Genomic DNA, 25250 nt, shown 5'->3' with positions numbered 1-25250 from the left:
GAGTTATATGAAACTAAGGAGTTATGGCAAGATTAATATTTTTTTAAATATTTTGGGGAAAAGAAAAGATGGATATCATGATATTGAAACATTGATTCAGAGAATTGATTTGTTTGATGATATATATTTAAAAGTAGATAAAGAGTTTGAAGGAGTATACATAGAAATCGAATGTGATAATCATCAAATACCTATAGATCATAGGAATTTGTGCTATAAAGCTTGTATGTGGTTTATAGAAAAGTATGGTTTGAAGGGGAAAATATATATAAAAATACATAAAAATATACCCGTATGTTCAGGCCTTGGTGGTGGGACAAGTAATGGAGCTGAAATAATAAAAGCCTTAAACTATATATATAAATTAGATATTCCTATAGATGTTTTATGTAGGGATAGTATTGTATTAGGTGCTGATTTTCCTTATTGTATTTTAGGAGGAAGTGTTTTATGTGAGGGTATAGGAGAGAAAGTAACGAAATTAAAATCTTTTGAAGATAAAATAATTTTAATTATAAAACCTGATTTTGGTTTTTCTACTAAAGATGTTTATAATAAATTTAATTTATATAATATAAAATATAATATAAACAAGGATATGATCATTAATTATTTGAATAATGATAAGTTCTACGATGTTTGTAATAATATTTCAAATATATTGGAATATTCGGATGTAGAGAATATGGATGTTATACGAGATATGAAATATAGATTAATAAATAGTGGTGCCATTAATGCTTCTATGAGTGGTAGCGGGTCAGCAGTATATGGAGTTTTTGATAATTTATATTTAGCTCAACGCTCGTATGATATATTTAAAAAAGAATTTAATGAAGTATTTTTAACAAAAACTATTAATGAGTAGGGTGTGTAGATGTTTAATTTACATGCCTTATTTTTGTGCATAATTACAAAAAAATAGTAAATAATAAAATTATTAATTAGTTTGGAAGGAATTAATATGATGAATTTACTTAATGTTATGAATAAAAATTTTTATTGGTTAATGATAATTGTAATTGGAATATTAGCTTTTATTGAATTAAGGGAGGTAAATCAATTAAAGAATGATAAAAATGTATGTAAAGCATTAATTTGGATTTATTCTTTTGGAACTTTAGGTATTTTTATTATCAATATTTTGAAATAGGAGGTATATATGGAAGAGAAAATTAAAGAAATAATTTCACCGAATGTAAATGAAATTAATAGTTATCTAAAGGAATTGCTTAAGGATAATTCAGATGTTGTATTTAGAGAATTTAATGTGTCGGGTAAGAAGTGTTTACTTGTTTGTATAGATGGTATATCGGATAAAAACTTAACAAATAATTTTGTAATGGAAACTCTTTTAGATAATAATAGTTTAGTTAATCTAAGTGAAAAACAATTATTCGATATACTAACTACTTCTGATATGAAAAAATCTTCTAATTTAAGAGATTCAATTATCGACTTATTATCTGGAGAAACCCTTCTTTTTATCGAAGGGAAAAGTGAATGTTATATTATTGCAACAAGGTCATGGCCAAATCGTGGTGTAGGGGAACCTTCGGGTGAGTCTGTAATACGAGGATCTAGAGATGGTTTTACAGAAACTATAAGGTCTAATACAGCTCTTATTAGGAGAAGAGTTAGAGATACAAGGCTTAGGATAGAATCTATTAAAGTTGGGGTTAGATCTAAAACTGATACTGCTATTGTTTATATAGATGATATTGTTAATGAAGATGTTTTAACAAGAGTTAAAAAGAAGTTAGAAAGTATAGATATAGATGCAATATTAGATAGTGGATATATTGAACAATTGATTGAGAATGATAAATGGTCTATATTTCCACAGGTTCAAGCAACTGAGAGACCAGAAGTTGTATCATCTGCAATTTATGAAGGTAAGGTTTGTATTATAGTTGATAATTCCCCTTTTGTTCTTATAACGCCAGCAACTTTTTCTAATTTATTTCAAACTCCAGATGATTATAATCTTAGATGGATTTATAGTACATTTTCTAGATTAATAAGATTTTTTGCTCTTATTATATCTTTAGTACTTCCATCATTATATGTTTCGGTGACTAGTTTTCATACGTCTATTATTCCAGCAAAACTTGCCTATTCTATAGCAAGTTCTCGTCAAGGGATTGCATTTCCTCCGATTTTTGAGGCTGTTATAATGGAAGTTTTTTTAGCATTTTTGCTTGAAGCAATTGTTAGATTACCAAAAGCTATAGGATCAACGATTGGTATTGTTGGTGGAATTGTAATAGGTCAGGCAGCTGTAAGTGCGGGTCTTGTTAGTCCTGTTATGATAGTTATTGTTGCTCTAACAATAATAAGTGGGTTTATGTCGCCTAACTACGAGGTTATGCTGTCTATTAGATTATTTAGGATAATGTATATAATAATATCTGGTATTTTTGGATTTTATGGAATAATTTTAGGAACGTTTGTTTTTCTTACATATTTATTGAAAATGGATAGTTTTGGGATTCCTTATTTATCACCAATTGTTAATATGAGAAAAAAGGATTTTAAAGATATATTTGTAAAATATCCTCTTTATTTATTTAAGGATAGGCCTAAGTATATGGATACTCAGGATAAAAAGAGACAGAAATAAAGGAGTTATATATGAGAAATAATGCAGATCGTAAGGTTATACGAAGTTTTGGGGTTTTTTCAACACTTTTTTTAAGTTTAGTTGGATTTGGAGTTTTTACTTATACCAAGAATATAGGCAAAATTTTGGGTAACAACGCTTTTTTTCCGACCATTATATATGGAATTATTTATTTAGCTGTTATTTATATAATTTATAATACTGTTAAGATAAATAATAACAATGAACTGAATATTATTGTGGAAAATTTATTTGGGAAGTTTATAGGGAGAATATTATTATTTTTAATTAGTATAGGCATCATATTTTTGATATCAATGCAGCTTAGAATCTTTATTGATTCTATAAAATTATATATATTTCCAGAAATAAATAGTGAGTTTATGATAGGAGCGACGCTTATAATTTGTTATTATGTGGTTAGATTTGGGGATAAAGTTCTAACTGGTATTAATGAAATAATGTTCGTGTTTCTATTGATATGTTGTTTTGTAACGTTTGCCATAGTATGCAAAAATATAAATTTAGATAATATGTTACCTATGAACATAGAAAGTGGGTATATATATTTAAAAGGGTTTTTAACTTTTAGTAGTTATTTTATTGGATCTATGATGCTTTATTATATTCTTCCAAGATACAGGAGTGAGGGTAATGAGAAGGTAAATGTAAGTTATAAGTCGACGATTTTATCATTTGTATTTTTATCATTATTATTTCTTACATGTGTTGGAATACTTAATATAAATCAAACTGTGAAATCTAATTGGCCTATAATCATAGCATTTACTACGATAGATGTTCCTGGAGGATTTATTGAGAGAGTTGAGGGAATTGTTATAACTATAGCCACTATATTTTTTATAGTAAATTTTATAAATTTATATTTTTATGCTAGTTATGTAAATAGTAAATCTTTAGGATTATTTAGGCATAAAGTTTCATCGACAATGTTTATACCTATTATATATATTTTAACTTTGATTCCTAAAGGAGTTGAGGATATTGATTTTATAATAAATACGTGGGTATTTTATATATCTTTAATTCTAGTTTTTTTTGTACCTGTAGTTCTTTTTTTAGCGACTTATATAAAGAGGAGCATTGTAAAAGGAGAGGGTGTAAAATGAAAAAATTAATGTTTGTATTTTGGGGTATTTTTATATGTGTTATTATGAAATCATGTACATATTCTCAGAGTATTGATACAAGACTTTTTGTATCAGGAATAGGTGTTGATATAAATGATGATGGTGATTATTCTTTGTATTTATCTTATCCTGATATATCAGAATTTTCTCCTGAATCTTCAAAAATTAAAGGGGCAGGTAGCATCGATGGGTTTGGTAAAACGTTTTATGAAGCTATGTATGATATTGTAAGTAAAACTAAAAAAAATATTGATCTTGATCATGTTAAGATAGTTGTTATATCTTCTAAATTAGCTAAAAATAATAATAGTTTTTGTGAAGTATTGGACTATTTATCTCATAATCCTCAAATTAGTAGGAGGATTTTCATGTGTATAGGAGATGGAGATTCAAAAGATTTTATAAATTTTAAATCTAAGTCAGGTGAAGACTCTCAAATATTTATTGAGGAATTAATTGAATATAATAGTAAGAAAAATGGAATTAAGTCTGTGACATTAAGTAATATGTTGGATTATTTTTCTCAAAATAAGAATATATTAATACCTGTTTTAAGATTAAATAATGATAAGAATGTAATGAGTATAAAAGGAAGTTATATTTTAGATAATGAAAGTTATATAGATGAGCTTAATCTTAAAAATACTAGGGTAATTAACTTATTAAGAGGAGATAATGATAAAATTATATATAGTATTCCTTTTAAAAGCAGGTATATAGATTATGAATCTGAGAGTACCAAGAGAAGAATAAATATTATAAGTAATAAAAATATGAATTTGGAATTGAATTTGAATACAACTATAAAAAATTGTTTGGATCCTAATCATATATTTTCATATAATATCATGGATGATTTAAATAATAATTTAGATAATATTATTAAAATAGATTGTATGAATTTATTAGATAGATTTTATAAAAATGGTATAGATATATTAAATTTAGAGAATTATTTTTATAAATTTAGTCCAAAGATTTGGAGAAGTGAGATCAGGAGAAATCCTAATTGGATAGAAGGTTTTAGTATAAATTTAAACATAATAAATAATATAACAAATACAGAAAATATATCGTTTTAATGAATAAAAAATTTGATAAATGTAACAATTACCTTGAGGTGTAATTATGAAATTTATCAAATTTTTATTTTTTATGGTATTTATTTTAAGCTTAAATTTTTTAAATATGGACAAGGTATGTGTTAAGTCAAGAGAGAATTTAATAGAGCTTGATTATGAAGAATTGAGTGAAAATATAATAAGATTTCATTTTATAGCTAATAGTGATTTAGATTTTGATCAATATGTTAAAAATGCTGTTAAGGATGAAATTATGGATTATCTTGAAAAAGATTCAAAATTAAAATCAAGTAAATCTGATAATATTGACTATTTAAAGGGAAATTTAAACAAAATAAGGGAAATTGCTATAAATGTTCTTAATGATTATAGAGTGTATGATGAGGTTACCATAGATATTGGTAAAAAATATTTTGATGAAAGAGTGTATGGATCTTATATAATTCCTGAAGGCATATATGATTATTTTATATTGAATATAGGACAGGCATCTGGTAAAAATTTTTGGAGTTTGTTATTTTCGAGTATAGGTTTTATACAAAGTGATGATAAAAAGATAGATTCTATTCCATCTATAATAAAAAGTAATAAAAAGGATTCTGAAGTTTTTAGCTCAAATGATAAATCAAGGGTAAGTCGTGTGAATGAAGTTAAGGTATCTTTTAAAATAATTGAGATCGTAAAAGGGTTTTTTAAAAAAATATTTTAAGCTACACTATTTAAATAAGTATAGCTTAAATTTTATCTAAGATTATTTATTATAGATGATAAGTTCTCTATGAAATTTAATTTTTTAATCTTATTAGTATTATTTTTTAGTGAGGTTAAAATTTCAGAGTTATCTATTAATTCAACAAATTTGTTAATACTTTCTTGATTTTGTGTTATTCTCATACCTATATTATTTTTTATGATAAAATCAGCATTTAGTTCTTCCTGTCCAGGCATAGCATCAAAAAATACTATAGGAAGATTTGAAGAAATGGCTTCTGTAAGTGTAAGTCCACCAGGTTTTGTAACTATGACATCACAAACACTCATATATTTACTGACCTCTTTAGTAAAACCAAGTAGGTGGAATTTTATAGAATTTCCGGTATAATTTGAAATAATACGCTTAAATTTTTTATATAAATATTCATTACGTCCGGCTATGATAATTATTTGGAGGTTTCTATTTATTGTTATTAGAAGCTTAAATATTTTAATTACATAGTCAACTCCTAGACTACCTGACATAATTAGTATGGTGAAACAATTTTCATTAAAACCTATAGTATTAAGAACATCTTTTTTATCATAGGGTTTTAAAAAGTTAACACTAACAGGTATACCAATCGGATAAATTATATTTCTATCCACTCCTCTTTGTACCATATCATCAGTCATTTGTTCGCTTGCCGTTATATATGCATCTACATTGTTAGATATCCAAAATCTATGTGGTCCATAATCAGTTAATAAATTAATTAATTTAATTTCGGGTATATTTCCAAGCTCTTTTAGATATGATACCATTTGAGTTGAGAATGGATGAGTAGAAATCATTATATCAGTCTTAAAATCCAATATAATTGGAAGTAGTTTTTTGGATAAACTTTTTAAAATTGAATAAAAAACGTCTAAGGGAGTATGATTTTTTTCAGCATAATAATAGATTTTTCCATATAAATTTGAGTATTTCTTAATACATTCACTATAAGAGGATGTTAGTAATTTGTTAAACGATGGATTAATATTATCTATTGTGTTTAGTGTTTTTACAGTATAGTTTAAATTTTTATATTTAATGTGTTCATAAATCGCTTCGGCAGCCTTTATATGGCCACCACCTATATCTGACGTAAAAATTAAAATATTCATTTTATTAATATCCCTCAAAAAATATAATTTATAAGCATCGTTTATTTGATATTTACACTAAAAAAATACTTTTTTATGCTTAATTATATAGATATTTTATTTAAGTTTCAATATAATTAATTAAAATGTAAAACTAGGATTGTTATAGCTTTATTTTATTTTTGTAGTGAGATTATTTTAATTAAAATAAAACATTTATATACATCTTACAAATTATTTTATTTAAATGTAGTTTTTTAGGAGGAAATTATGAGTTGTAAATTTGTATTTGTAACTGGAGGAGTTGTTTCATCTTTGGGGAAAGGTATAACAGCAGCATCTCTTGGAAGACTTTTAAAAAATAGAGGTCTTAGGGTATCTATTCAAAAATTTGATCCATATTTAAACATAGATCCTGGAACTATGAGTCCATATCAACATGGGGAAGTTTTTGTGACTGATGATGGGGCTGAGACTGATCTAGATTTAGGGCATTATGAAAGATTTATTGATGAAAGTCTCACAAAAGATAATAATATAACTACCGGTAAAATTTATTGGGAGGTTATATCAAAAGAAAGAAGAGGAGATTATTTAGGAGGAACTGTACAAGTAATTCCACATATAACAGATAAAATAAAGGATTTTGTTTATTATTTATCTAAAGATAATAAATATGATGTTATTATTATAGAGATTGGAGGTACTGTTGGAGATATAGAATCTCTTCCTTTTTTGGAAAGTATCAGACAAATTAAGTTTGATATAGGTTCTGATAACGTTTGTTATGTACACGTAACACTTGTACCATTTTTAGGAAAAGCTGGAGAACTTAAAACAAAACCGACCCAGCATTCAGTAAAAGAGTTAAGGAGTATAGGTATTCAGCCAGATATTATAGTTTGCAGGACGGAGAAGGAATTATCTAGTGATCTTAAAAGAAAAATTGGTTTATTTTGTAATGTATCTCAAGAGAATGTTATTCAAAATTTAGATGCGAGTAATTTATATGAAGTACCTCTTCTTTTGCATAAGGAAGGATTTGATGAGAAGGTTTGTAAATCACTAGATATTCATACGAAGGACATAGATAATTCTGAGTGGATTGGTATTGTTGACAATATAAAGTCAATTAAAGATGATGTTGAAATTGCAATTGTTGGTAAATATGTAGAGCTTCATGATGCGTATATATCTATAGTTGAATCTTTAAATCATGGAGGATATTTAAATAAAGTTAATGTAAAAATAAGATGGATTAATGCGTCTTGTGTTAAAGAAGAAAATGTTTTTGATTCCTTAAAGGGTGTTAATGGTATACTCATTCCTGGAGGATTTGGGGATAGAGGTATAGAAGGTAAAATTTCTGCAATAAAGTATGCAAGGGGAAATAATATACCGTTTTTAGGAATATGCTTAGGCATGCAGTGTACTGTTATAGAATTTGCAAGAAATGTTTTAGGATTTAAAGATGCTACATCATCTGAGTTTAATAAGGATTCAAAACATAAAGTTATAGATATAATGGTTGATCAAGTTAATATTGAAAATCTTGGTGGTACAATGAGACTCGGATCATATCAGTGTAAGTTATACAAAGATTCTAAAGCTTATAGTGCTTATAATTCTGAAATAATATACGAAAGACATAGGCACAGATATGAATTTAATAATGAGTATAGAGAATTGTTTTTAAATAATGGTATGATATTATCTGGTATAAATACTGATAATGATTTGGTAGAGATTGTTGAAATTAAGAATCATCCGTGGTTTGTTGCAGTTCAGTTCCATCCTGAGCTTAAGTCAAAGCCTAATAATCCACATCCACTATTTGTAGATTTCATAAGATACAGTAAAGAATATAAGGATTTAAGATAAATTTGTTGACAAATTTTAAGTAATTTTATAATTATATTTTATAAAATATATCCTTTTAGAAATGCCTTTCTTGAATCTTTTCTTATAAAATTACCTTGTTTTTAGAGACATATTTTTTAAATTGAGAGGAGGATTTTACAATAAATTTATTATTGTAAAATATTTAAATATATGAATATTTTGAAATTAGAAGAAATGTCTTTATCAGAGCTTAGACAATCCGCTAGGACTCTTGATATTAAAAATTATTCTAAATTAAAAAAGGATGATCTTATTCATAGGATTTCTGAATTATCTCCAACTATAATTGAAAAAGATGGTGTTATTTTGGTTGAAAAAATAAAGTCGAAGATGGTTAAATCTACTGAACAAGATTGTAATATTAACACTGAAAATAGTGGGGATAAATTAGATAAATTTCAGGATATGATTTTAAATTCTGAGAATGCTAATGGTGTTTTGGAAATAAATGATAATAATAGTTTTGGATTTTTACGAGGAAAGAATTATTTGACTAGTATGGAAGATGTTTATGTTTCTCCTTCTCAAATAAGAAGATTTAACTTAAAAACTGGGGATCATATAATAGGTAAAGTTAGAGATCCTAAAGATGGTGAAAAGTATAGAGCTCTTTTATATGTCGAGAAGATTAATGGATTTTTACCAGACGAGGCGATAAAGAGGAAGAATTTTGAGGAACTTACTCCTATTTATCCAAATGAGAGATTAAAACTTGAGAGTGGAGATGGAAGTGATTTATCGACTAGATTAATGGATATAATATGTCCTATAGGTAAAGGACAACGTGGTATGATTGTTGCACCACCTAAAGCTGGTAAGACAAGTATATTAAAAAAAATAGCACAGAATATTTTGAAAAATAATGAAGATATAAAATTAATAATTCTCCTTATAGATGAAAGGCCTGAGGAAGTTACTGATATGCAAAGAACAATTGAAGGTGGGGAAGTTATTTATTCTACTTTTGATGAGGAACCGAATCAACATGTTAAAGTTGCTACAATGGTACTTGAAAGAGCTAAGCGTATGGTTGAACATGGGAAAGATGTGTTTATTTTAATGGATAGTTTAACGAGACTTGCTAGGGCATGTAATTTAACAATTGTACCTACAGGTAGGACTCTATCAGGGGGGCTTGATCCTGGATCATTGAGAATACCTAAAAAGTTTTTTGGTGCTGCAAGAAACTTTGAACAAGGTGGGAGCCTTACGATACTTGCGACAGCTCTTGTTGATACAGGATCTAGGATGGATGATATGATATTTGAGGAATTTAAGGGTACAGGTAATATGGAAGTTCATTTAGATAGGAAATTGCAAGAAAGAAGATTGTTTCCAAGTATTGATATATATAAATCAGGAACTCGAAAAGAGGATTTATTGTTTACAAATGATGAAAGGGAAATATCTTTCTATCTTAGAAGAATAATGCATAGGGAGGGGAACTCTGAAAATATAATAGAGAGTTTAATAAAGGTATTCCAGAATACTAGGAATAATAAAGAATTTATTGATTATTATAAAGCCATAATTGATAAAGATGATAATAAATAAAAGGACCTTTCTTAAATTTTTTTAAGAAAGGTCCTTTTGGTTTTTTAGTTATCTTCAGATTTGATGTTGAATTTTTTCCTGAACTTTTCAACTCTACCACCAATATCCACAATTTTATTTTTGCCAGTGAAGAAAGGATGGCAATTGGAACAAATTTCAACTTTTAATTCGTCTTTTACAGAGCCTGTTGTGAATGTGTTTCCACAAGCACATTTAACCACGGCATTGTTATTGTAATTTGGGTGAATACTTTGTTTCATTACATATACCTCTTTCGTTTCATTATACACCTTTCTGTATTCTATCATATATAAATAAAATTAGTCAATAAGAGCAAAAGTAATTTTATATGAGCAGGTATTCTTATTTAAATATTTATTTAAAATTATTCTTTAAATATTTTGATTTGTACGTATAATTAACATTATAGGAGGGGATGTATGAATTATGGCGAAATTATATTTTAGGTACGGTGCAATGAATTCAGGAAAAACTACAGCTATGCTTCAAGTAGCACATAATTATGAAGAAAAAGGAATGAAAGTTTTATTGTTAAAACCGAGCATTGATACAAAGGGAGATAACAAAGTTGTATCTCGTCTTGGAATAGATAGAGAGGTTGATTTTTTAATTTCACAGACAGAGAGTTTAAAGAATTTATTGAAACCATTTAGAGATAATGTTGATTGTATTATTTTAGATGAAGTTCAATTTTTGAAGAAATTCCAGATTGATGAATTATTTGAGATAAGTATTATTTGGGATATACCAGTTATTTGTTATGGACTTAGAACGGATTTTTTGATGAATGGGTTTGAAGGTAGTGAAAGATTATTACTTATAGCTCACTCTATAGAGGAACTCAAAACAATATGTCAATGTGGGAAAAAGGCTATAACTAATGGAAGAAAAATTAACGGAAAGTTTGTTTTTTCAGGAGATCAGTGTGCGATAGATGGTGAAAAAGATGTGACTTATGAACCATTGTGTGGTAAGTGTTTTATTAAAAGAAGAGAAGTTTATGATATATAATATTAATATTGTTGAAAGTTTGGGGTGTGACAGTTGAAAAGATTGGGAGGACAAGCACTTATAGACGGAATAATCATGACTGGAAGAAAATGTAGTGCAATTGTTCGAAGGAAATTAAGCGGGAGAATAGATATAGAAACTAGAGAAAAACGTATTGTAGAACCTTCTGGTATTGAAAAAATATTTATTATCAGAGGTATGATTAATTTTATAAATACTATAAGAGATAGTGTGAAAAATTTAAATTTATGGGAGATTAGTAGTGAAAATGGTAAATCTAATATTTCCAATAGTTTTATAAAGGTAATTACAAGAAATAGAGTATTAATGTTTGTTTTAAGCAGTATATTTTTGATGTTTATTTTTTTTATTTTGCCTGAATTTATTGTATTTATAATTCTATCTATTAAAAATATTCAATTGATATCTTTTATTAAATTTATAATTAGATTGATTTTGATATTTGCGTATATTATGGGAATATCATCAAGCTCTGAATTATCTAAAATTTTGAGATATCATGGGGCTGAGCATAAGGTTATTAATTGTTATGAAAGTAAGGGTGAATTAACTGTAGAAAATGTAAAAAAATCATCAAGATTTCATAAGAGATGTGGAACTAATTTTATAATTTACATATTGATTTGTTATTTAATGTTGTTTTTTATTATACCGAGATATAATTTTTTAATTAATATATTGATAGAATTAATAATTTTTCCAATTGTAATTGGGATATCTTATGAAATATTAGATTATATGGAAAGAAGCGAAAGTATTTTTTCATCTATGCTTTTTAGTATTTCAAAGCTTATTCAACAATTTACGACTAAGGAACCTAAAGATGATGAGATAGAAGTTGCAATTATTGCATTGAAAATATCAGAAGGTATAAAAGTGAAAAATACTATAAAAGAATTGTTTTTGATGGGTAGATCGATATTAAGAGATGCGAATATAGAGTCTTATTCATTAGATTCTAGATTAATAATTGAATATTGTTTGCGTATTACGCCAACACAAGTATTTACGAGTGAGGTTGAGGTTTCTAAGGAAGATGAGAAGAAATATTTAGATTTAATTGAGCAAAGAAAAAATGGGAAACCAATTGCTTATATGGTAGGAAAGAAAGAATTTTATGGAATAGATTTCATAGTTAAAGAGGGTGTTTTAATTCCTAGAACTGACAGCGAAATAATTGTAGATAAAGTTTTAGAAATTTTAAATAATAATGAGAATTGTTTAAGTATATGTGATTTGTGTTCAGGGAGTGGTGCTATTGGGATATCTATACAAAAAAATAATAAGAATGTGAATTGTACATACGTAGATAATTACGAAATTCCTCTAAAAGTTACCGAGGAAAATATATATATACATGATTTGAAGGATAGGAGCTATGTTGTTAAGAGTGATTTGTTAGAATTTTTTATAAAAAATGGATTAGAGCTTGATGGTATAGTGTCAAATCCTCCATATATAAAAAGTAAAGATATAAAGAATTTAATGAAGGATGTTAAGGATTATGAACCTCATGAAGCTTTAGATGGTGGTGATGATGGTTTATCGTATTATAGAAAAATTTGTGAGCAAGCTAAGGAAGTTTTGGTTGATAATGGATTTATTGCATTTGAAATACCATATAATAAGGCGTTTGATATTATGTATATAATGACTAATAATAATTTTGTAAATATAGATATTTATAAAGATATTAATGAGCATGATAGGGTTATAATTGGATATTATAAATCTAAAATTGAGTAGGGTTATAATATCATTTATTGTTGAAATTTATACAAATAAAACTTATAATAATTAACTAGATGAAATAAAGATCATGGAGTTGAAAGTTAAATGCTTCAAAGGTTAGATTTTTTAGAGCAAAAATATGAAGAATTGTCTATCAAAATAAGCGATCCCGAGGTTATGTCTAATCAGAAAGAATGGCAAAAGCTTTGTAAAGATCATTCGGAACTTGAGGTTATTACATTAAAGTATAGAGAGTATAAAAAAGTTTTGGATGATATAGAGTATAGTAAAGAAATGTTAGATGATGAAGAAGACAAAGAGTTTCGAGAACTTGCTCAGGAAGAGATTAAAGAATTGCAAAATAATAAGATAACTATTGAAAATGAGTTGAAAATTTTACTTCTCCCTAAAGATCCAAATGATGAAAAAAATGTGTTCGTTGAGATAAGAGCAGGTACTGGAGGGGATGAAGCCGCTCTATTTGCTGCGAATTTATTTAGGATGTATTCTAAATATGTAGAAAATAAACGTTGGAAAATAGAAATGATAAGTGTAAATGATACTGATATAGGTGGATTTAAGGAAATTGTATTTATGATCAAAGGTAGTGGGGCCTATAGTAAGCTTAAATATGAGAGTGGAGTACATAGAGTTCAGAGGGTACCTGATACTGAAGCTTCTGGTAGAATACATACATCAGCTGCAACAGTTGCAGTTTTACCTGAGGTTGATGATGTTGATGTTGAAATAAATCAAAATGATTTGAGGATAGACGTATTTAGATCATCTGGTAATGGTGGTCAGTCAGTAAATACGACAGATTCAGCTGTTAGGATTACTCATATTCCAAGTGGAATAGTTATATCATGTCAGGATGAAAAATCTCAATTAAAAAACAAAGAAAAGGCAATGAAACTTTTAAGAGCTAGATTATTTGAAATTGCGGAGCAAGAGAGATTAAAGCTTATTGCTGAAGATAGGAAAAGTCAGGTTGGATCTGGAGATCGTAGTGAGAGGATAAGGACATATAATTATCCACAAGGTAGGGTTACCGATCATAGAATAGGGTTAACAATTTATAAGTTAGATAGTTTTATGGATGGATATATTGATGAAATAATTGAAGGACTTATAACAGAGGATCAATCAGAAAAAATGAAGCAAATGGGAGAAAGTATATAGTATTTGAATTTATCGCCATAAGATTTTTCTTATGGCGATAAATTCATATACATATATGGGTGTTTGTATGGAAACTAAGATTGTAGATTTTTATAATGATAAGAAGGAATACAATTTATGCATAGAAGCTTTAAGGAATAGTGAGATTATTGTATTTCCAACAGAAACTGTATATGGGATTGGAGCTAATGCATTAGATAAAAATGCAGTATTAAAAATATTTGACATTAAGCGTAGGGAAAGAGATAATCCTTTGATTGTACATATAGCAGATAAGGAGATTTCAAGGTATGCAAAGAATATAGGATATGGTGCGTATAAACTTATAGATAAATTTTGGCCGGGACCATTAACTATAATTTTAGAAAAAAAGGAAATAATGCCCTATGAAACTACTGGAGGACTTGATACTGTAGCGCTTAGGATGCCAAATCATCAAATTGCACTTGATTTAATTGAGAAAAGTGGATTTCCAATTGCAGCACCATCTGCAAATATTTCTGGGAAACCTAGTGGAACTAGTGCAAAAAGATGTTTTGATGATTTGAATGGAAAGGTTAGTTTTATTATAGATGGTATGCAAAGTTATATAGGACTTGAATCTACTGTTATTAGTATGGTTAATGATGAGGCTGTAGTTTTAAGACCAGGATATGTTACAATTAATGATATAAAAGATGTTATACCTAATGCAAAATTATATGGTAAAATTAATGATAAATTTATTAAGGATAAACCTATATCTCCAGGATTGAAGTATAGACATTATGCACCTAAGGGAGAGATGATTATTCTAAAATCAGATTTAAATAGTATAGGTAAGTATATAAAAGAGAGAGTAAATTCTTATAAGATTATAGGTGTTCTGTGTTTAAGAGAAAATTATAAATTTTATGATGAATTAAATAAAACATTAAATTATATTCTTAAAGTTGTAGTTGTTGGAAGTAGAGATAGTTATTTAGAATTAAGTAGGAATTTATTTGAGAGTATAAGGAAGTTTGATGATTTAGAATGTGACTTTATAGTTAGTGAATGTTTATGCGATGATTTTTCTAATGCTATTATGAATAGGCTTCTTAAGGCGGCTGGACATAGGTTAATTACTTTGTAGGGGTGGTATTTGATGAATATATTATTTGTTTGTACTGGAAATACTTGTAGAAGTATTATGGCTGAAATTATCCTTAGAGAAAAAATTATGGATAGATTTGGTGAAAATGATTTGAAATCATTTAGAATTGAATCTGCAGGTATTATGGCAGATGAATCAACTTATATTTCATCTAATGCCAATAAGGTTTTAGAAGAATTTTATAATAAGAAATTTGATAGTAATAGAAAAAGTAAATTATTAGATAGTAAAATTATAGATAATTGTGATATTATTTTAGCAGTTACAAGAGATCATAAAAAATTTATAGAAAGCAATTTTTGTGTAAAGGATAATAAATTATTTACAATTTCGGAATTTGTTGATGAATGTTGTGATATAGTTGATCCTTACATGGGTGATATAGAGATATATAGGGGTACATTACTTAAACTTGATTATTTATTAAACAAAGTATTAGATAAATTAAATGAATTTGGAGGATAAAATGAAAAATGTTTTTGAAATAAAGCATCCGATAATACAGCATAAGTTAACACAGTTAAGAAGTAAAGAGACATGTACATGTGATTTTAGGAAATTATGTGATGAAATTGGGGTATTTTTAGGTTATGAGGCACTTAAAGATATTAAAATGTTGGATAAAGGGATTGAAACACCAATAACATTTACGTCAGGTAAAATGATAGAGGAAGAAAATATAACATTTGTGGTTATTTTAAGAGCAGGTCTTGGAATGTTAAATGGGATTTTAGAAGTTATACCTAGTGCTAAAGTAGGACATATCGGACTTTATAGAGATGAAAATACACTTGAAATTGTAGAGTATTTTTCTAAACTACCAAGTGGAATTGAGAATACAAAAGTTATGTTATTAGATCCAATGATTGCGACTGGAGGATCTATAATTGACTCTATAAATATTTTAAAAGCAAAGGGAGTTAAGGATATAAATGTTTTATCATTAATTTCATCTCCAGAGGGTTTGAATAAAATAACAACTAAATTTGATGACATTAATATATATACAGCAGCTATTGATGATAAGTTAAATGAAAAGGGATACATAGTTCCTGGATTAGGAGATGCTGGTGATAGGATATTTGGAACGCATTAGATTTAATACGTATCAGAATAATTTTTGAATTTATTGGAAATTATAAGTACATATTTAAAATGAGATATTTAGGATGATTTTATGAAATATATAACATTATTTATTTTTAGTATGATGATATCGTTGTTTTTGACGCCATTATTTATGAATATTTCCTTTAAATTTGAGTTTTTAGATATTCCTAGGGAAACGAGAAAGGTTCATGGAACGCCAATGCCTTTTTTGGGTGGAATAATTATATATATATCATTTCTTATAACACTAACTTTGCAAAATTCATTTATTGATAATAATCATTTTAGGATAATAGTTAGTTCAACTATTATTTTAATTGGGGGCATAATCGATGATATATATCCTATTAAACCAAAAGAAAAGCTGATTATTCAGATTATTGCTATTAGTATTTTGGTATTTAATGATATTTATATAAAGGATATAACGTTTATACCTGGGGGTAGTACATATTCATTAGATTTTTTAGGAATACCCTTGATGTTTATATGGGTAATAGTGCTTACTAATGCATTTAATTTGATAGATGGGTTAGATGGTTTAGCTGCAGGTATTTCACTTATAGTGTTTATAACTATTTTTATAATAAGTGTGATATCTGGGAATTTATCTAGTGCTATTATATCATCTGTTTTATGTGGTACGCTAATTGGTATACTTCCTTATAATTTTTATAAAGCCAAGATATTTATAGGTGATTCTGGAGCTCAATTTATTGGGTTTATTTTGTCTGTTATTTTAATAGATGGAAGTAATACCATAAATGGAGAGTTTATTATTTTGATTCCAATGATTATTTGTGGGGTACCATTATTTGATACTATAACTTCAATAATACGACGTAAATTGAAAAATTTACCTATAATGCAGGCTGATAAGGGTCATGTACATCATAAGTTAATAAGATTGGGTAATTCGCATCCTAAGGCAGTTATTATTATGTATTTTATTGAGATTATATTTAGTGTAATAGCTATTTTCATGGTCATATCAAATAGGATCAATTTCTTATTTCTGTTAATTATTAGTGTAATTTATGTTATTTATTTAATGGTTAAGCTTGATATTTTTCAACTGAAGAAGGATGAATAATTAATTTATATTTTGAAGGAGATATTATGAGTATAAAAGTTATTAGTGTTTTTGGAACAAGACCAGAAGCAATTAAAATGGTTCCGCTTATAAAGGAGCTACAGAATAATAAGAATTTTGAAAATATTGTATGTGTGACCGCTCAGCATAGAGAAATGTTAGATGATGTATTAAATAAGTTCAATATAATACCGGATTATGATTTGAACCTCATGAGAGAAAAGCAGACATTACCAACTTTAACTACATCAATAATGATAAATCTTGAAAAAATATATTTAGAAGAGAAACCTAAAGTTGTGCTTGTACATGGTGATACAACCACAACTTTTTGTTCTAGTTTAGGAGCGTTTTATCAAAAGATTGATATAGGGCATGTTGAAGCAGGATTAAGAAGTAATGATTTATATTTTCCATTTCCAGAGGAAGCAAATAGAAAATTAACTGGAGTATTGGCAAAGTATCATTTTGCACCTACTAATTTATCTAAAAATAACCTTTTAAAAGAAGGTGTAAATGAAAAGAATATATATGTTGTAGGTAATACAGTTATAGATACAATGAAATATACAATAAGTAATAATTATATATTTAGAAACAAAATATTAAGAGATATGGATTTTTCACGTAAAGTAATTGTAGTTACAGCACATAGGAGAGAGAGTTGGGGAAAACCTATAATAAATATTTGTAATGTTGTAAAAAAAATATCAGAGGAATATGAGGATATAAAAATTGTATTTTTAACGCATTTAAATCCTATAGTTAGGGATACAGTAAATTCTATTTTAAATGGCATATCAAATGTATATATATTAGATCCTATAGATATATACGATTCACATAATTTATTATCTAGGTGTTTTTTTGTTATGACTGATTCAGGTGGTATACAGGAGGAGGCGCCTCATTTGGGTAAAGTTGTTTTGGTTTTAAGAAATGAGACTGAGAGGGAAGAGATGATAGAAGAAGGGATGATAAAATTAGTTGGAACGGATAGAGATAGAATATATAAATTTGCAAAAGAATTGATAGATAATGGAATTGAGGATAAGGTGATAAGTAATGTTTATGGAGATGGGAATACATCAAAAAGGATAGTTAGCATACTAGAAAAAAACTATTTAGGTAATAATTAAAAAATTATAATTAACTTTGTATATTGGTACCGTATAATATAATGTGGTTTTATTTAATCTAAGATAAATTAATATTTGGAGGAGCGGCTAGCATGCAAAGATTTAGAATTAGAGGCGGTAGGACGCTTAACGGTGAGATTGAGGTTAGTTCGGCTAAAAATTCTGTATTACCTATAATAGCGGCCACAATACTATGTGATGATGAATGTATAATTGAAAACATACCTATGCTTGATGATGTTTTTGTTATATGTGATGTACTAAGGAGTTTGAAAGTAAAGGTAGATATAAATGAGATAGATAGTACTCTTAGTATAAATAGTAAGAATATGCTTCCACTTGATTTATCTGAGAATTTAGTAAGGAAGATGAGAGCTTCATTTTTAGTATTAGGACCTTTAATATCTAGATTTGGTAAAGCTTGTATTTATATGCCAGGAGGATGTAATATAGGTCTTAGACCAATTGATTTGCATTTGAAAGGATTATCAACTTTAGGAGCAAATGTTTCAATTGTGAATGGATGTGTTGAAATTACGGCAAAAAAATTACTTGGATCTAAAATATATTTAGATTTTCCTTCAGTAGGAGCTACTGAGAATTTAATTATGGCTGCTACATTGGCTGAAGGAAGAACTATAATAGAGAATGCAGCTAAAGAACCTGAAATAGTAGATTTGGTAGTATTTATAAATGGTATGGGTGGAGATATAGAAGGTGCAGGGACATCCAAAATAATTATAAATGGCGTCAAAAATTTGAGAGGTACTAGGCATATTCCTATTTATGATAGGATAGAAGCTGGAACTTATATAGCACTTGCAGCTATTACTAAGAGTAGATTTAAGGTGAGGGGGATAAATGAGGAATATTTAAATCCGATTTTATCTAAATTTTATGAGATGGGACTTGATATGAATATTGATGGGAATGAAATTTTTGTAAATGGTAATGTTGATTTAAGAGCTATTAATTTAAAAACTTTACCTCATCCTGGTTTTCCTACTGATATGCAACCACAATTGATGGCATTATTATCGGTTACAAATGGTGTTAGTACTATTACTGAAACTATTTTTGAAAATAGGTTTATGCATGTTATGGAATTGTGTAGAATGGGAGCTAATATTTCTATATATGATCGAGTTGCTATAATAGAAGGTGTGAGTAAACTAATATCATCGACTGTAAAGGCTACAGACTTAAGAGCTGGAGCTGCACTTATACTTTCAGCACTATCTTGTGATGGTGAAAGTGAGATTACCGATATATATCATATTGATAGAGGATATTCAGGAATAGAGTATAAATTAAGAAAATTGAATGCTAGTATAGATAGAATATAAATTAAGAATAAAAAACATCCATTATTTTGGATGTTTTTTATTTTGTAAGAATATATAACATATTAATAAATAAAATATTATATATTAAAGATTAGTAGAGGTAAAATGTTTTGATTAAATATATTTTAAAGAAGTTTTCATTATTGTTATTAATTTTTATGTGTGTATTTTTTTTATTGCCTTTAGCAGTTATTGGTATTAGTTATAATGAAGATTTTAAAGGTTTCATTAATGTTAATCAGGAGGATGTTATTATAAAATTATATAGACATGAAACAGATAGTGTAGAAGAATTGAAATTAGAAGAATATTTAGAAGGTGTTTTGGCAGCTGAAATGCCTGTGAAATTTGATATAGAGGCTTTAAAGGCCCAGGCAGTTACATCTAGAACATATGCAATTAGCAAGGTAATTAGTGGGGTAAAAATACATAATGTTGCTCATGTTTGTGATACAGTCCATTCTCAGGCTTATATAGATGAGAGTATGTATGAGCAGAAGTTTGGTAGTAAGAAAGATGAATATATAGAAAAAATAAGAAGAGCTATAGACGAAACAAGAGGAGAAGTCTTGTATTACAATGATGAAATTGTTAATAATGCATTATATTTTGCAATTTCAAGTGGATATACCGAAAATTCATCAGATGTATTCTCGTTTGACGAGCCATATTTAAAATCTGTTAATAGTTTATTTGATCAAGATGCACCAAATGTTACCAAGGAATATGTATTTAGCGAGAGAGAGTTTGTAGATAGGATAAATAATAAATATTCTAATGCGAATGTTAAAAACTATGATGATATTGAAATTTTGGGTTATACGGAATCAGGATCAATATATAGGATAAGATTGGGGAATGAGATTATTAGAGGATTAGATTTCAGATATTTATTCGAGTTAAATTCGAGTAATATAGATATGAAAAAGGAAGATAATAATATAGTTATAAAAGTTAGAGGTTATGGTCACGGTGTTGGTTTGTCCCAATGGGGAGCAGGAAAGATGGCTGAGCTTGGTTATAAGTATGATGAAATATTAAAACATTATTATAGTGGTGTTAAGATTAAAAAGGTTTCAATTTAGTGATGCCTTTTTCTTTTTTTTTGTGCAAAATGTTCTAAAAATGTATTTTTTTACTAAAAGTGGACACAATTAGAATGGAGGTGTTAAAAATGAATAATTTAAAAAGGACAAAAGTATTTGGCAAGAAGGAAAAGATTAATTTATTTGTTTTTATTGGGATAGCAATAGTTTTAGCGTTAATAATTTATTTTAGTAATTCATCATTTAACAATAATTACGCAGAGGGTAATAAAACTCAGGTTACAGATAATACGAAATTTAATGAAGAATTAAATATCAATGAGAGTAATATGGATAATGCCCTTCAAGTTAATAATATACCGAGTGATACTAATACTAAAAATGAAGATGTATTGAATACTTCAAATAATCAGGAAGTAAAAGATATTGTAAGTAAAAATGATAATTTAGATAAATTGTCAAATACCGATATTGCAACAAATTTAATTGAGGATAAAAAAGATTTGGTTAACAAAGATGTTGTTGATGTTGATTTAGATAAAGATAATGTTCAAGTTTCAGCATCCACATTAACATTTTCTAGTCCTGTCGAGGGATCATTAATAAGAGAGTATTCAGTAGATACGATGTATTCTAAGACTTTAAATACATGGAGAACTAGAGATGGTGTAGATTTAAAGGCTGATAAGGGTGAATCTGTTATGTCTGTTTTAGATGGTGTTGTCGAAAAAATAGATAATGATTTAACGGAAAAGGGACAGTATATAGTAATTAAACATGATAATGGATTTAAAAGTGTGTATACAAATTTAGATGAAGAGATTAAGGTTGTCAATGGTCAAAAGGTTAGGAAAGGTGAAGTTATAGCAACAGTTGGAAATTCATCAGGTAATTATTCAAATGAGGATTATGGATCACATTTAAATTTTGTAATGTATCTAAATAATGAAGAAGTAAATCCAGCAGATTATATAAATTTTAAGTAGTTGTCCAGTCGAGGTGACTGGACAACTATTAAAGGAAGATATGACATGAAAGATTATATAGAAGAAAGGGTTTTAGGTGTTGCAAAATATATAATAGATTCTAAATCTACTATAAGAAAAACAGCTAGAGCCTTTGGAGTTAGCAAAAGCACTATACATAAAGATATGACTGAACGTTTGCCTAAAATTAACCCTTTAATAGCTAGAGAAGCTAAGTATATATTGGATTTAAATAAAGCAGAAAGGCATATACGTGGAGGTAATGCTACTAAAATGAAATATAGTAGTGGAGAAAATTAATAATTGCTACTAATTTAAAGTAAATTATAGATAATATAATAAAATATGGCTTAAAACGAAATAAATAATTATAAAATAGATTAAATTAGTATTGCAAAATCAAATTATATATAATATAATAAAAATGTTGATGGATATTGCTGGCATAGCTCAATTGGTAGAGCAGCTGACTTGTAATCAGCAGGTTGTGGGTTCAAGTCCTATTGCCAGCTCCAGTAACATGGAGGAATTCCCGAGTGGCCAAAGGGGGCAGACTGTAAATCTGTTGTCTTTCGACTTCGCTGGTTCGAATCCAGCTTCCTCCACCATTAAGGGCGCATAGCTCAGCTGGGAGAGCATCTGCCTTACAAGCAGGAGGTCACAGGTTCGATCCCTGTTGTGCCCACCATTTGCTGGCATAGCTCAATTGGTAGAGCAGCTGACTTGTAATCAGCAGGTTGTGGGTTCAAGTCCTATTGCCAGCTCCATACTTTAATCCTTCTTGATAGGAGGGTTGTTTTTTATTTTTTGTGTAAATTTTTATAATCTAGGAGCGTTGATATGAAAAGGTTATTTACTTCAGAATCTGTTACAGAAGGTCACCCAGATAAAATGTGTGATCAAATTTCTGATGGTATATTAGATTTTATATTAGATAAAGATCCTTTAGCTAGAGTAGCGTGTGAAATTAGTGTTACAACTGGAATTGTAAACGTTATTGGTGAAATTACAACTAATTGTTATGTAGATGTTCAAAGTATAGTAAGAAAAATAGTAAATGATATTGGATATAATAAGGCAGAATATGGTTTTGATTCTAATACTTGTGCGATAGCTAATTTTATACATGGTCAATCATCTGATATAGCTATAGGTGTTGATGAATCGTTTGAAAAAAGAAATGATGTAGTTGGTGAGAATAAATTTATAGGTGCTGGTGATCAAGGCATAATGTTTGGATATGCTTGTAATGAAACTGAGGAATTTATGCCACTTCCTATAATATTGGCTCATAAATTAGCTAAAAGATTGGCAGAAGTTAGAAAAGAAGGTATATTGAATTATTTGAGACCTGATGGAAAAACTCAAGTTACGGTTGAGTATGATGGAGACAAGCCTTTTAGAATTGACACTATACTGATATCAACTCAGCATGATGAAATTGTGACCCAAGATAAGATAAGAACTGATTTAATAAAAAATGTTGTAGAACCCACTATTTCAAAGGAATTATTAGATAATAATACTAAGTATTTGATAAATCCGACTGGACGTTTTGTCATAGGTGGACCTCATGGAGATAGTGGACTTACTGGTAGGAAAATAATTGTTGATACATATGGTGGATTTTCTAGGCATGGAGGAGGGGCTTTTTCAGGGAAAGATCCAACAAAAGTTGATAGAACTGCTGCTTATGGAGCAAGATGGGTTGCTAAAAATCTTGTTGCTTCTGGTTTATGTGATAAGGTTGAAATTCAACTAGCATATGCAATAGGAGTAGCTAGTCCTGTGTCTATATTTGTTGAAACTTTTGGAAGCGAAAAAATAGATAAGAGTAATATATATGATATTATAGATAGAGTTTTTGATTTGAGTCCAGGAGGATTAATAAAAATTCTTGATTTGAGGAGACCTATATATCGACAAGTTGCTAGTTATGGTCATTTTGGGAGAAATGATTTAAATGTTCCTTGGGAGAAATTAGATAAGGTAAATGAAATAAAATCATTATTGAAGAAAGAAGGTATTAGTATTTAGCTAATACCTTCTTTTTTATTCCCATTAACAAATACGTGTTTTATATTTATGTCTTCATCAAATAATACTAGATCTGCATCATATCCTTCTTTTATGAGTCCTTTAGTTAATTGAGTTTTACATATTTTTGATGGATTTATGGTAACAAGTTTTATTATTTCATTAAGAGGGATGTTTAAGTTATTTTTGACATTATATACTGCTTTGTTTAATGTTAATACCGATCCTGCAAGAGAACCATTTTCAAGTCTTGCATTAGAATCTTTAACTATAACATTTTGACCTCCTAATGTGTAGTTTCCATCTTTCATACAGCATGCTCTCATAGCATCTGTTATTAGTACTATTTTATTATTTGATTTAATTTTTATTGCCATGTCTAGTGCGGCATAATGGATATGTATTCCATCTAAAATACATTCAGCTGTAATATTTGAATTTAATATTGCACCTACAACTCCAGGGCTTCTATGAGTAAATGGAGTCATTGCATTGAAGAGATGAGTTGCATGAGATATACCATTTTTAATGCTACATAGAGCTTCTTCATATGTTGCATTAGTGTGACCTATTGATGCGACTATCTTTTTATCGTTTAAATATTTAATTAAATTCGATGCTCCTTCAATTTCGGGAGCTAAAGTTACGATTTTTATAATTTCTTCATAATCTTCAACTATTTCTTTGAAATTATCTATAGATGGTTCTAACAAAAATTCTGGATTTTGTGCACCGATCCTTTCCTTACTAATAAAAGGTCCTTCTAAATGAACACCTAGTATGTTGTTAGGTGATGTATTGTCTTTGATTATTTGATATATATTTTTAAGAGCATTTCTTATATCTTCTTTTGAACATGTCATAGTAGTTGGAAGAAATGATGTTACACCGTGTTTCAATAAAGTATTGGATATCTCTATAATACCTTCATAAGATGCATCCATAGTATCGTGGTTACTTGCACCATGTATATGAATATCTATAAATCCAGGAGATAGGTATAGTCCTTCACCATCTAAAATTTCACCTTCATATCTTGGATTGTGGTTTAAAAATATTTTGTATATTTTGCCGTTTTGTATAACTACACTTCCAGGAACAATTGAATCAGTAAATATCAATTTAACATTTTTTATTAACAATTATTTCAACTCCTTTTTATACATTTTAATTTCATCAGAGTATGCGTGTCAAATAAATGATTAAGATATTTGTGATATAATATATTATATTTTTTT

General features: G+C 28.0%; 24 protein-coding genes and 4 tRNA genes. 25 read left to right on the top strand and 3 right to left on the bottom strand.

Going from position 1 to position 25250, the window contains the following annotated elements:
- The first annotated feature begins 7 nt into the window (after positions 1–7).
- The 6 genes from ispE to SFBMNL_RS06610 all read left to right on the top strand — a co-directional run bounded on the left by ispE (position 8) and on the right by SFBMNL_RS06610 (position 5565).
- Positions 8–868 carry a 4-(cytidine 5'-diphospho)-2-C-methyl-D-erythritol kinase gene (gene ispE, locus SFBMNL_RS06635; protein ID WP_005805333.1) on the top strand — a complete coding sequence of 287 codons (861 nt, stop codon included), beginning with the start codon at positions 8–10 and terminating at the stop codon, positions 866–868.
- A 96-nt stretch (positions 869–964) separates the two neighbouring features.
- Positions 965–1153 carry a hypothetical protein gene (locus SFBMNL_RS06630; RefSeq protein WP_005805334.1) on the top strand — a complete coding sequence of 63 codons (189 nt, stop codon included), beginning with the start codon at positions 965–967 and terminating at the stop codon, positions 1151–1153.
- A gap of 9 nt (positions 1154–1162) precedes the next feature.
- The gene (locus SFBMNL_RS06625; RefSeq protein WP_005805335.1) at positions 1163–2623 is read left to right on the top strand and encodes a spore germination protein; all 1461 of its coding nucleotides are present in this window, start codon (positions 1163–1165) and stop codon (positions 2621–2623) included.
- An 11-nt stretch (positions 2624–2634) separates the two neighbouring features.
- Positions 2635–3753, top strand: coding sequence for a GerAB/ArcD/ProY family transporter (locus SFBMNL_RS06620; protein ID WP_042294955.1), 1119 nt, complete (start codon positions 2635–2637; stop codon positions 3751–3753).
- A complete protein-coding gene (locus SFBMNL_RS06615) occupies positions 3750–4856 on the top strand; it encodes a Ger(x)C family spore germination protein (protein ID WP_042294953.1) in 1107 nt (368 codons plus the stop codon). The genes SFBMNL_RS06620 and SFBMNL_RS06615 overlap by 4 nt, the downstream gene beginning before the upstream one ends.
- Before the next feature lie 46 nt (positions 4857–4902).
- On the top strand, positions 4903–5565 hold the full coding sequence (locus SFBMNL_RS06610) for a stage II sporulation protein R (protein WP_042294951.1): 663 nt from the start codon (positions 4903–4905) through the stop codon (positions 5563–5565).
- Positions 5566–5597: 32 nt separating this feature from the next.
- On the opposite strand, the gene SFBMNL_RS06605 is transcribed toward SFBMNL_RS06610, so the two are convergent.
- Positions 5598–6719 carry an MGDG synthase family glycosyltransferase gene (locus SFBMNL_RS06605; RefSeq protein WP_005805340.1) on the bottom strand — a complete coding sequence of 374 codons (1122 nt, stop codon included), beginning with the start codon at positions 6717–6719 and terminating at the stop codon, positions 5598–5600.
- Positions 6720–6968: 249 nt separating this feature from the next.
- Here SFBMNL_RS06605 and SFBMNL_RS06600 point away from each other — a divergent pair, with 249 nt between their 5' ends.
- Both SFBMNL_RS06600 and rho read left to right on the top strand, forming a co-directional pair.
- The gene (locus tag SFBMNL_RS06600; protein ID WP_042294949.1) at positions 6969–8579 is read left to right on the top strand and encodes a CTP synthase; all 1611 of its coding nucleotides are present in this window, start codon (positions 6969–6971) and stop codon (positions 8577–8579) included.
- A 171-nt stretch (positions 8580–8750) separates the two neighbouring features.
- Complete coding sequence (gene rho, locus SFBMNL_RS06595; RefSeq protein WP_042294947.1) at positions 8751–10154, top strand: transcription termination factor Rho; 1404 nt, start codon at positions 8751–8753, stop codon at positions 10152–10154.
- A 44-nt stretch (positions 10155–10198) separates the two neighbouring features.
- Here the strand turns inward: rho and rpmE are convergent, their stop codons facing one another.
- Entirely contained in the window at positions 10199–10414 is a 216-nt protein-coding gene (gene rpmE / locus SFBMNL_RS06590; protein ID WP_007440357.1) for a 50S ribosomal protein L31, read from the bottom strand.
- 187 nt (positions 10415–10601) lie between these two features.
- Between rpmE and SFBMNL_RS06585 the strand changes: the two genes are divergently transcribed.
- From SFBMNL_RS06585 to metK, 17 genes are all read left to right on the top strand, one after another.
- Complete coding sequence (locus SFBMNL_RS06585; RefSeq protein WP_005805344.1) at positions 10602–11186, top strand: thymidine kinase; 585 nt, start codon at positions 10602–10604, stop codon at positions 11184–11186.
- Between the two features lie 33 nt (positions 11187–11219).
- A complete protein-coding gene (gene prmC, locus SFBMNL_RS06580) occupies positions 11220–12953 on the top strand; it encodes a peptide chain release factor N(5)-glutamine methyltransferase (RefSeq protein WP_042294944.1) in 1734 nt (577 codons plus the stop codon).
- Between the two features lie 90 nt (positions 12954–13043).
- Positions 13044–14120, top strand: a complete 1077-nt coding sequence (gene prfA, locus SFBMNL_RS06575; protein ID WP_042294943.1) for a peptide chain release factor 1 — start codon at positions 13044–13046, stop codon at positions 14118–14120.
- Positions 14121–14151: 31 nt separating this feature from the next.
- Positions 14152–15234 (top strand): L-threonylcarbamoyladenylate synthase, encoded by a 1083-nt coding sequence (locus SFBMNL_RS06570; protein WP_007441126.1) that lies wholly within the window; start codon positions 14152–14154, stop codon positions 15232–15234.
- Positions 15235–15246: 12 nt separating this feature from the next.
- On the top strand, positions 15247–15720 hold the full coding sequence (locus tag SFBMNL_RS06565; protein ID WP_042294941.1) for an arsenate reductase/protein-tyrosine-phosphatase family protein: 474 nt from the start codon (positions 15247–15249) through the stop codon (positions 15718–15720).
- 1 nt (position 15721) lies between these two features.
- Positions 15722–16351 carry a uracil phosphoribosyltransferase gene (gene upp, locus SFBMNL_RS06560; RefSeq protein ID WP_042294940.1) on the top strand — a complete coding sequence of 210 codons (630 nt, stop codon included), beginning with the start codon at positions 15722–15724 and terminating at the stop codon, positions 16349–16351.
- A gap of 81 nt (positions 16352–16432) precedes the next feature.
- A complete protein-coding gene (locus SFBMNL_RS06555; RefSeq protein ID WP_005805352.1) occupies positions 16433–17458 on the top strand; it encodes a glycosyltransferase family 4 protein in 1026 nt (341 codons plus the stop codon).
- A gap of 26 nt (positions 17459–17484) precedes the next feature.
- The gene (gene wecB, locus SFBMNL_RS06550) at positions 17485–18597 is read left to right on the top strand and encodes a non-hydrolyzing UDP-N-acetylglucosamine 2-epimerase (RefSeq protein WP_042294938.1); all 1113 of its coding nucleotides are present in this window, start codon (positions 17485–17487) and stop codon (positions 18595–18597) included.
- 92 nt (positions 18598–18689) lie between these two features.
- Complete coding sequence (gene murA / locus SFBMNL_RS06545; RefSeq protein WP_005805355.1) at positions 18690–19943, top strand: UDP-N-acetylglucosamine 1-carboxyvinyltransferase; 1254 nt, start codon at positions 18690–18692, stop codon at positions 19941–19943.
- Positions 19944–20053: 110 nt separating this feature from the next.
- A complete protein-coding gene (spoIID, locus tag SFBMNL_RS06540; protein ID WP_042294935.1) occupies positions 20054–21028 on the top strand; it encodes a stage II sporulation protein D in 975 nt (324 codons plus the stop codon).
- Between the two features lie 89 nt (positions 21029–21117).
- Positions 21118–21975: a M23 family metallopeptidase gene (locus SFBMNL_RS06535; RefSeq protein ID WP_042294933.1), complete on the top strand. Its 858-nt coding sequence runs from the start codon at positions 21118–21120 to the stop codon at positions 21973–21975.
- A 45-nt stretch (positions 21976–22020) separates the two neighbouring features.
- Complete coding sequence (gene spoIIID / locus SFBMNL_RS06530; RefSeq protein WP_007439744.1) at positions 22021–22275, top strand: sporulation transcriptional regulator SpoIIID; 255 nt, start codon at positions 22021–22023, stop codon at positions 22273–22275.
- Positions 22276–22414: 139 nt separating this feature from the next.
- Positions 22415–22490 (top strand) — tRNA-Thr (locus SFBMNL_RS06525).
- A 7-nt stretch (positions 22491–22497) separates the two neighbouring features.
- Positions 22498–22583, top strand: a tRNA-Tyr gene (locus SFBMNL_RS06520).
- Between the two features lie 4 nt (positions 22584–22587).
- Positions 22588–22663: transfer RNA gene (locus SFBMNL_RS06515), tRNA-Val, on the top strand.
- A 3-nt stretch (positions 22664–22666) separates the two neighbouring features.
- A tRNA-Thr gene (locus SFBMNL_RS06510) sits at positions 22667–22742 on the top strand.
- 73 nt (positions 22743–22815) lie between these two features.
- Positions 22816–24012, top strand: coding sequence for a methionine adenosyltransferase (metK, locus tag SFBMNL_RS06505; RefSeq protein WP_042294931.1), 1197 nt, complete (start codon positions 22816–22818; stop codon positions 24010–24012).
- Here metK and nagA read toward each other — a convergent pair.
- Complete coding sequence (gene nagA / locus SFBMNL_RS06500; protein WP_005805363.1) at positions 24009–25154, bottom strand: N-acetylglucosamine-6-phosphate deacetylase; 1146 nt, start codon at positions 25152–25154, stop codon at positions 24009–24011. The genes metK and nagA overlap by 4 nt on opposite strands.
- Positions 25155–25250: the final 96 nt, after the last annotated feature.

The sequence above is a fragment of the Candidatus Arthromitus sp. SFB-mouse-NL genome, assembly GCF_000709435.1.
GTDB lineage: Bacteria > Bacillota > Clostridia > Clostridiales > Clostridiaceae > Dwaynesavagella.
This window is presented reverse-complemented; position numbering and strand designations above follow the sequence as displayed.

Bases quoted from the DNA above. Each gene is read 5' to 3' on its own strand.
- SFBMNL_RS06570 (WP_007441126.1), top strand. From the start codon at position 14,152: ATGGCGATAAATTCATATACATATATGGGTGTTTGTATGGAAACTAAG.
- ispE (WP_005805333.1), top strand. From the start codon at position 8: ATGAAACTAAGGAGTTATGGCAAGATTAATATTTTTTTAAATATTTTG.
- SFBMNL_RS06625 (WP_005805335.1), top strand. From the start codon at position 1,163: ATGGAAGAGAAAATTAAAGAAATAATTTCACCGAATGTAAATGAAATT.
- SFBMNL_RS06620 (WP_042294955.1), top strand. From the start codon at position 2,635: ATGAGAAATAATGCAGATCGTAAGGTTATACGAAGTTTTGGGGTTTTT.
- SFBMNL_RS06555 (WP_005805352.1), top strand. From the start codon at position 16,433: ATGAAATATATAACATTATTTATTTTTAGTATGATGATATCGTTGTTT.
- murA (WP_005805355.1), top strand. From the start codon at position 18,690: ATGCAAAGATTTAGAATTAGAGGCGGTAGGACGCTTAACGGTGAGATT.
- SFBMNL_RS06535 (WP_042294933.1), top strand. From the start codon at position 21,118: ATGAATAATTTAAAAAGGACAAAAGTATTTGGCAAGAAGGAAAAGATT.
- SFBMNL_RS06565 (WP_042294941.1), top strand. From the start codon at position 15,247: ATGAATATATTATTTGTTTGTACTGGAAATACTTGTAGAAGTATTATG.
- metK (WP_042294931.1), top strand. From the start codon at position 22,816: ATGAAAAGGTTATTTACTTCAGAATCTGTTACAGAAGGTCACCCAGAT.
- SFBMNL_RS06585 (WP_005805344.1), top strand. From the start codon at position 10,602: ATGGCGAAATTATATTTTAGGTACGGTGCAATGAATTCAGGAAAAACT.
- SFBMNL_RS06605 (WP_005805340.1), bottom strand. From the start codon at position 6,719: ATGAATATTTTAATTTTTACGTCAGATATAGGTGGTGGCCATATAAAG.
- upp (WP_042294940.1), top strand. From the start codon at position 15,722: ATGAAAAATGTTTTTGAAATAAAGCATCCGATAATACAGCATAAGTTA.
- SFBMNL_RS06610 (WP_042294951.1), top strand. From the start codon at position 4,903: ATGAAATTTATCAAATTTTTATTTTTTATGGTATTTATTTTAAGCTTA.
- SFBMNL_RS06600 (WP_042294949.1), top strand. From the start codon at position 6,969: ATGAGTTGTAAATTTGTATTTGTAACTGGAGGAGTTGTTTCATCTTTG.
- prfA (WP_042294943.1), top strand. From the start codon at position 13,044: ATGCTTCAAAGGTTAGATTTTTTAGAGCAAAAATATGAAGAATTGTCT.
- SFBMNL_RS06630 (WP_005805334.1), top strand. From the start codon at position 965: ATGATGAATTTACTTAATGTTATGAATAAAAATTTTTATTGGTTAATG.
- SFBMNL_RS06615 (WP_042294953.1), top strand. From the start codon at position 3,750: ATGAAAAAATTAATGTTTGTATTTTGGGGTATTTTTATATGTGTTATT.
- spoIIID (WP_007439744.1), top strand. From the start codon at position 22,021: ATGAAAGATTATATAGAAGAAAGGGTTTTAGGTGTTGCAAAATATATA.
- wecB (WP_042294938.1), top strand. From the start codon at position 17,485: ATGAGTATAAAAGTTATTAGTGTTTTTGGAACAAGACCAGAAGCAATT.
- rho (WP_042294947.1), top strand. From the start codon at position 8,751: ATGAATATTTTGAAATTAGAAGAAATGTCTTTATCAGAGCTTAGACAA.
- rpmE (WP_007440357.1), bottom strand. From the start codon at position 10,414: ATGAAACAAAGTATTCACCCAAATTACAATAACAATGCCGTGGTTAAA.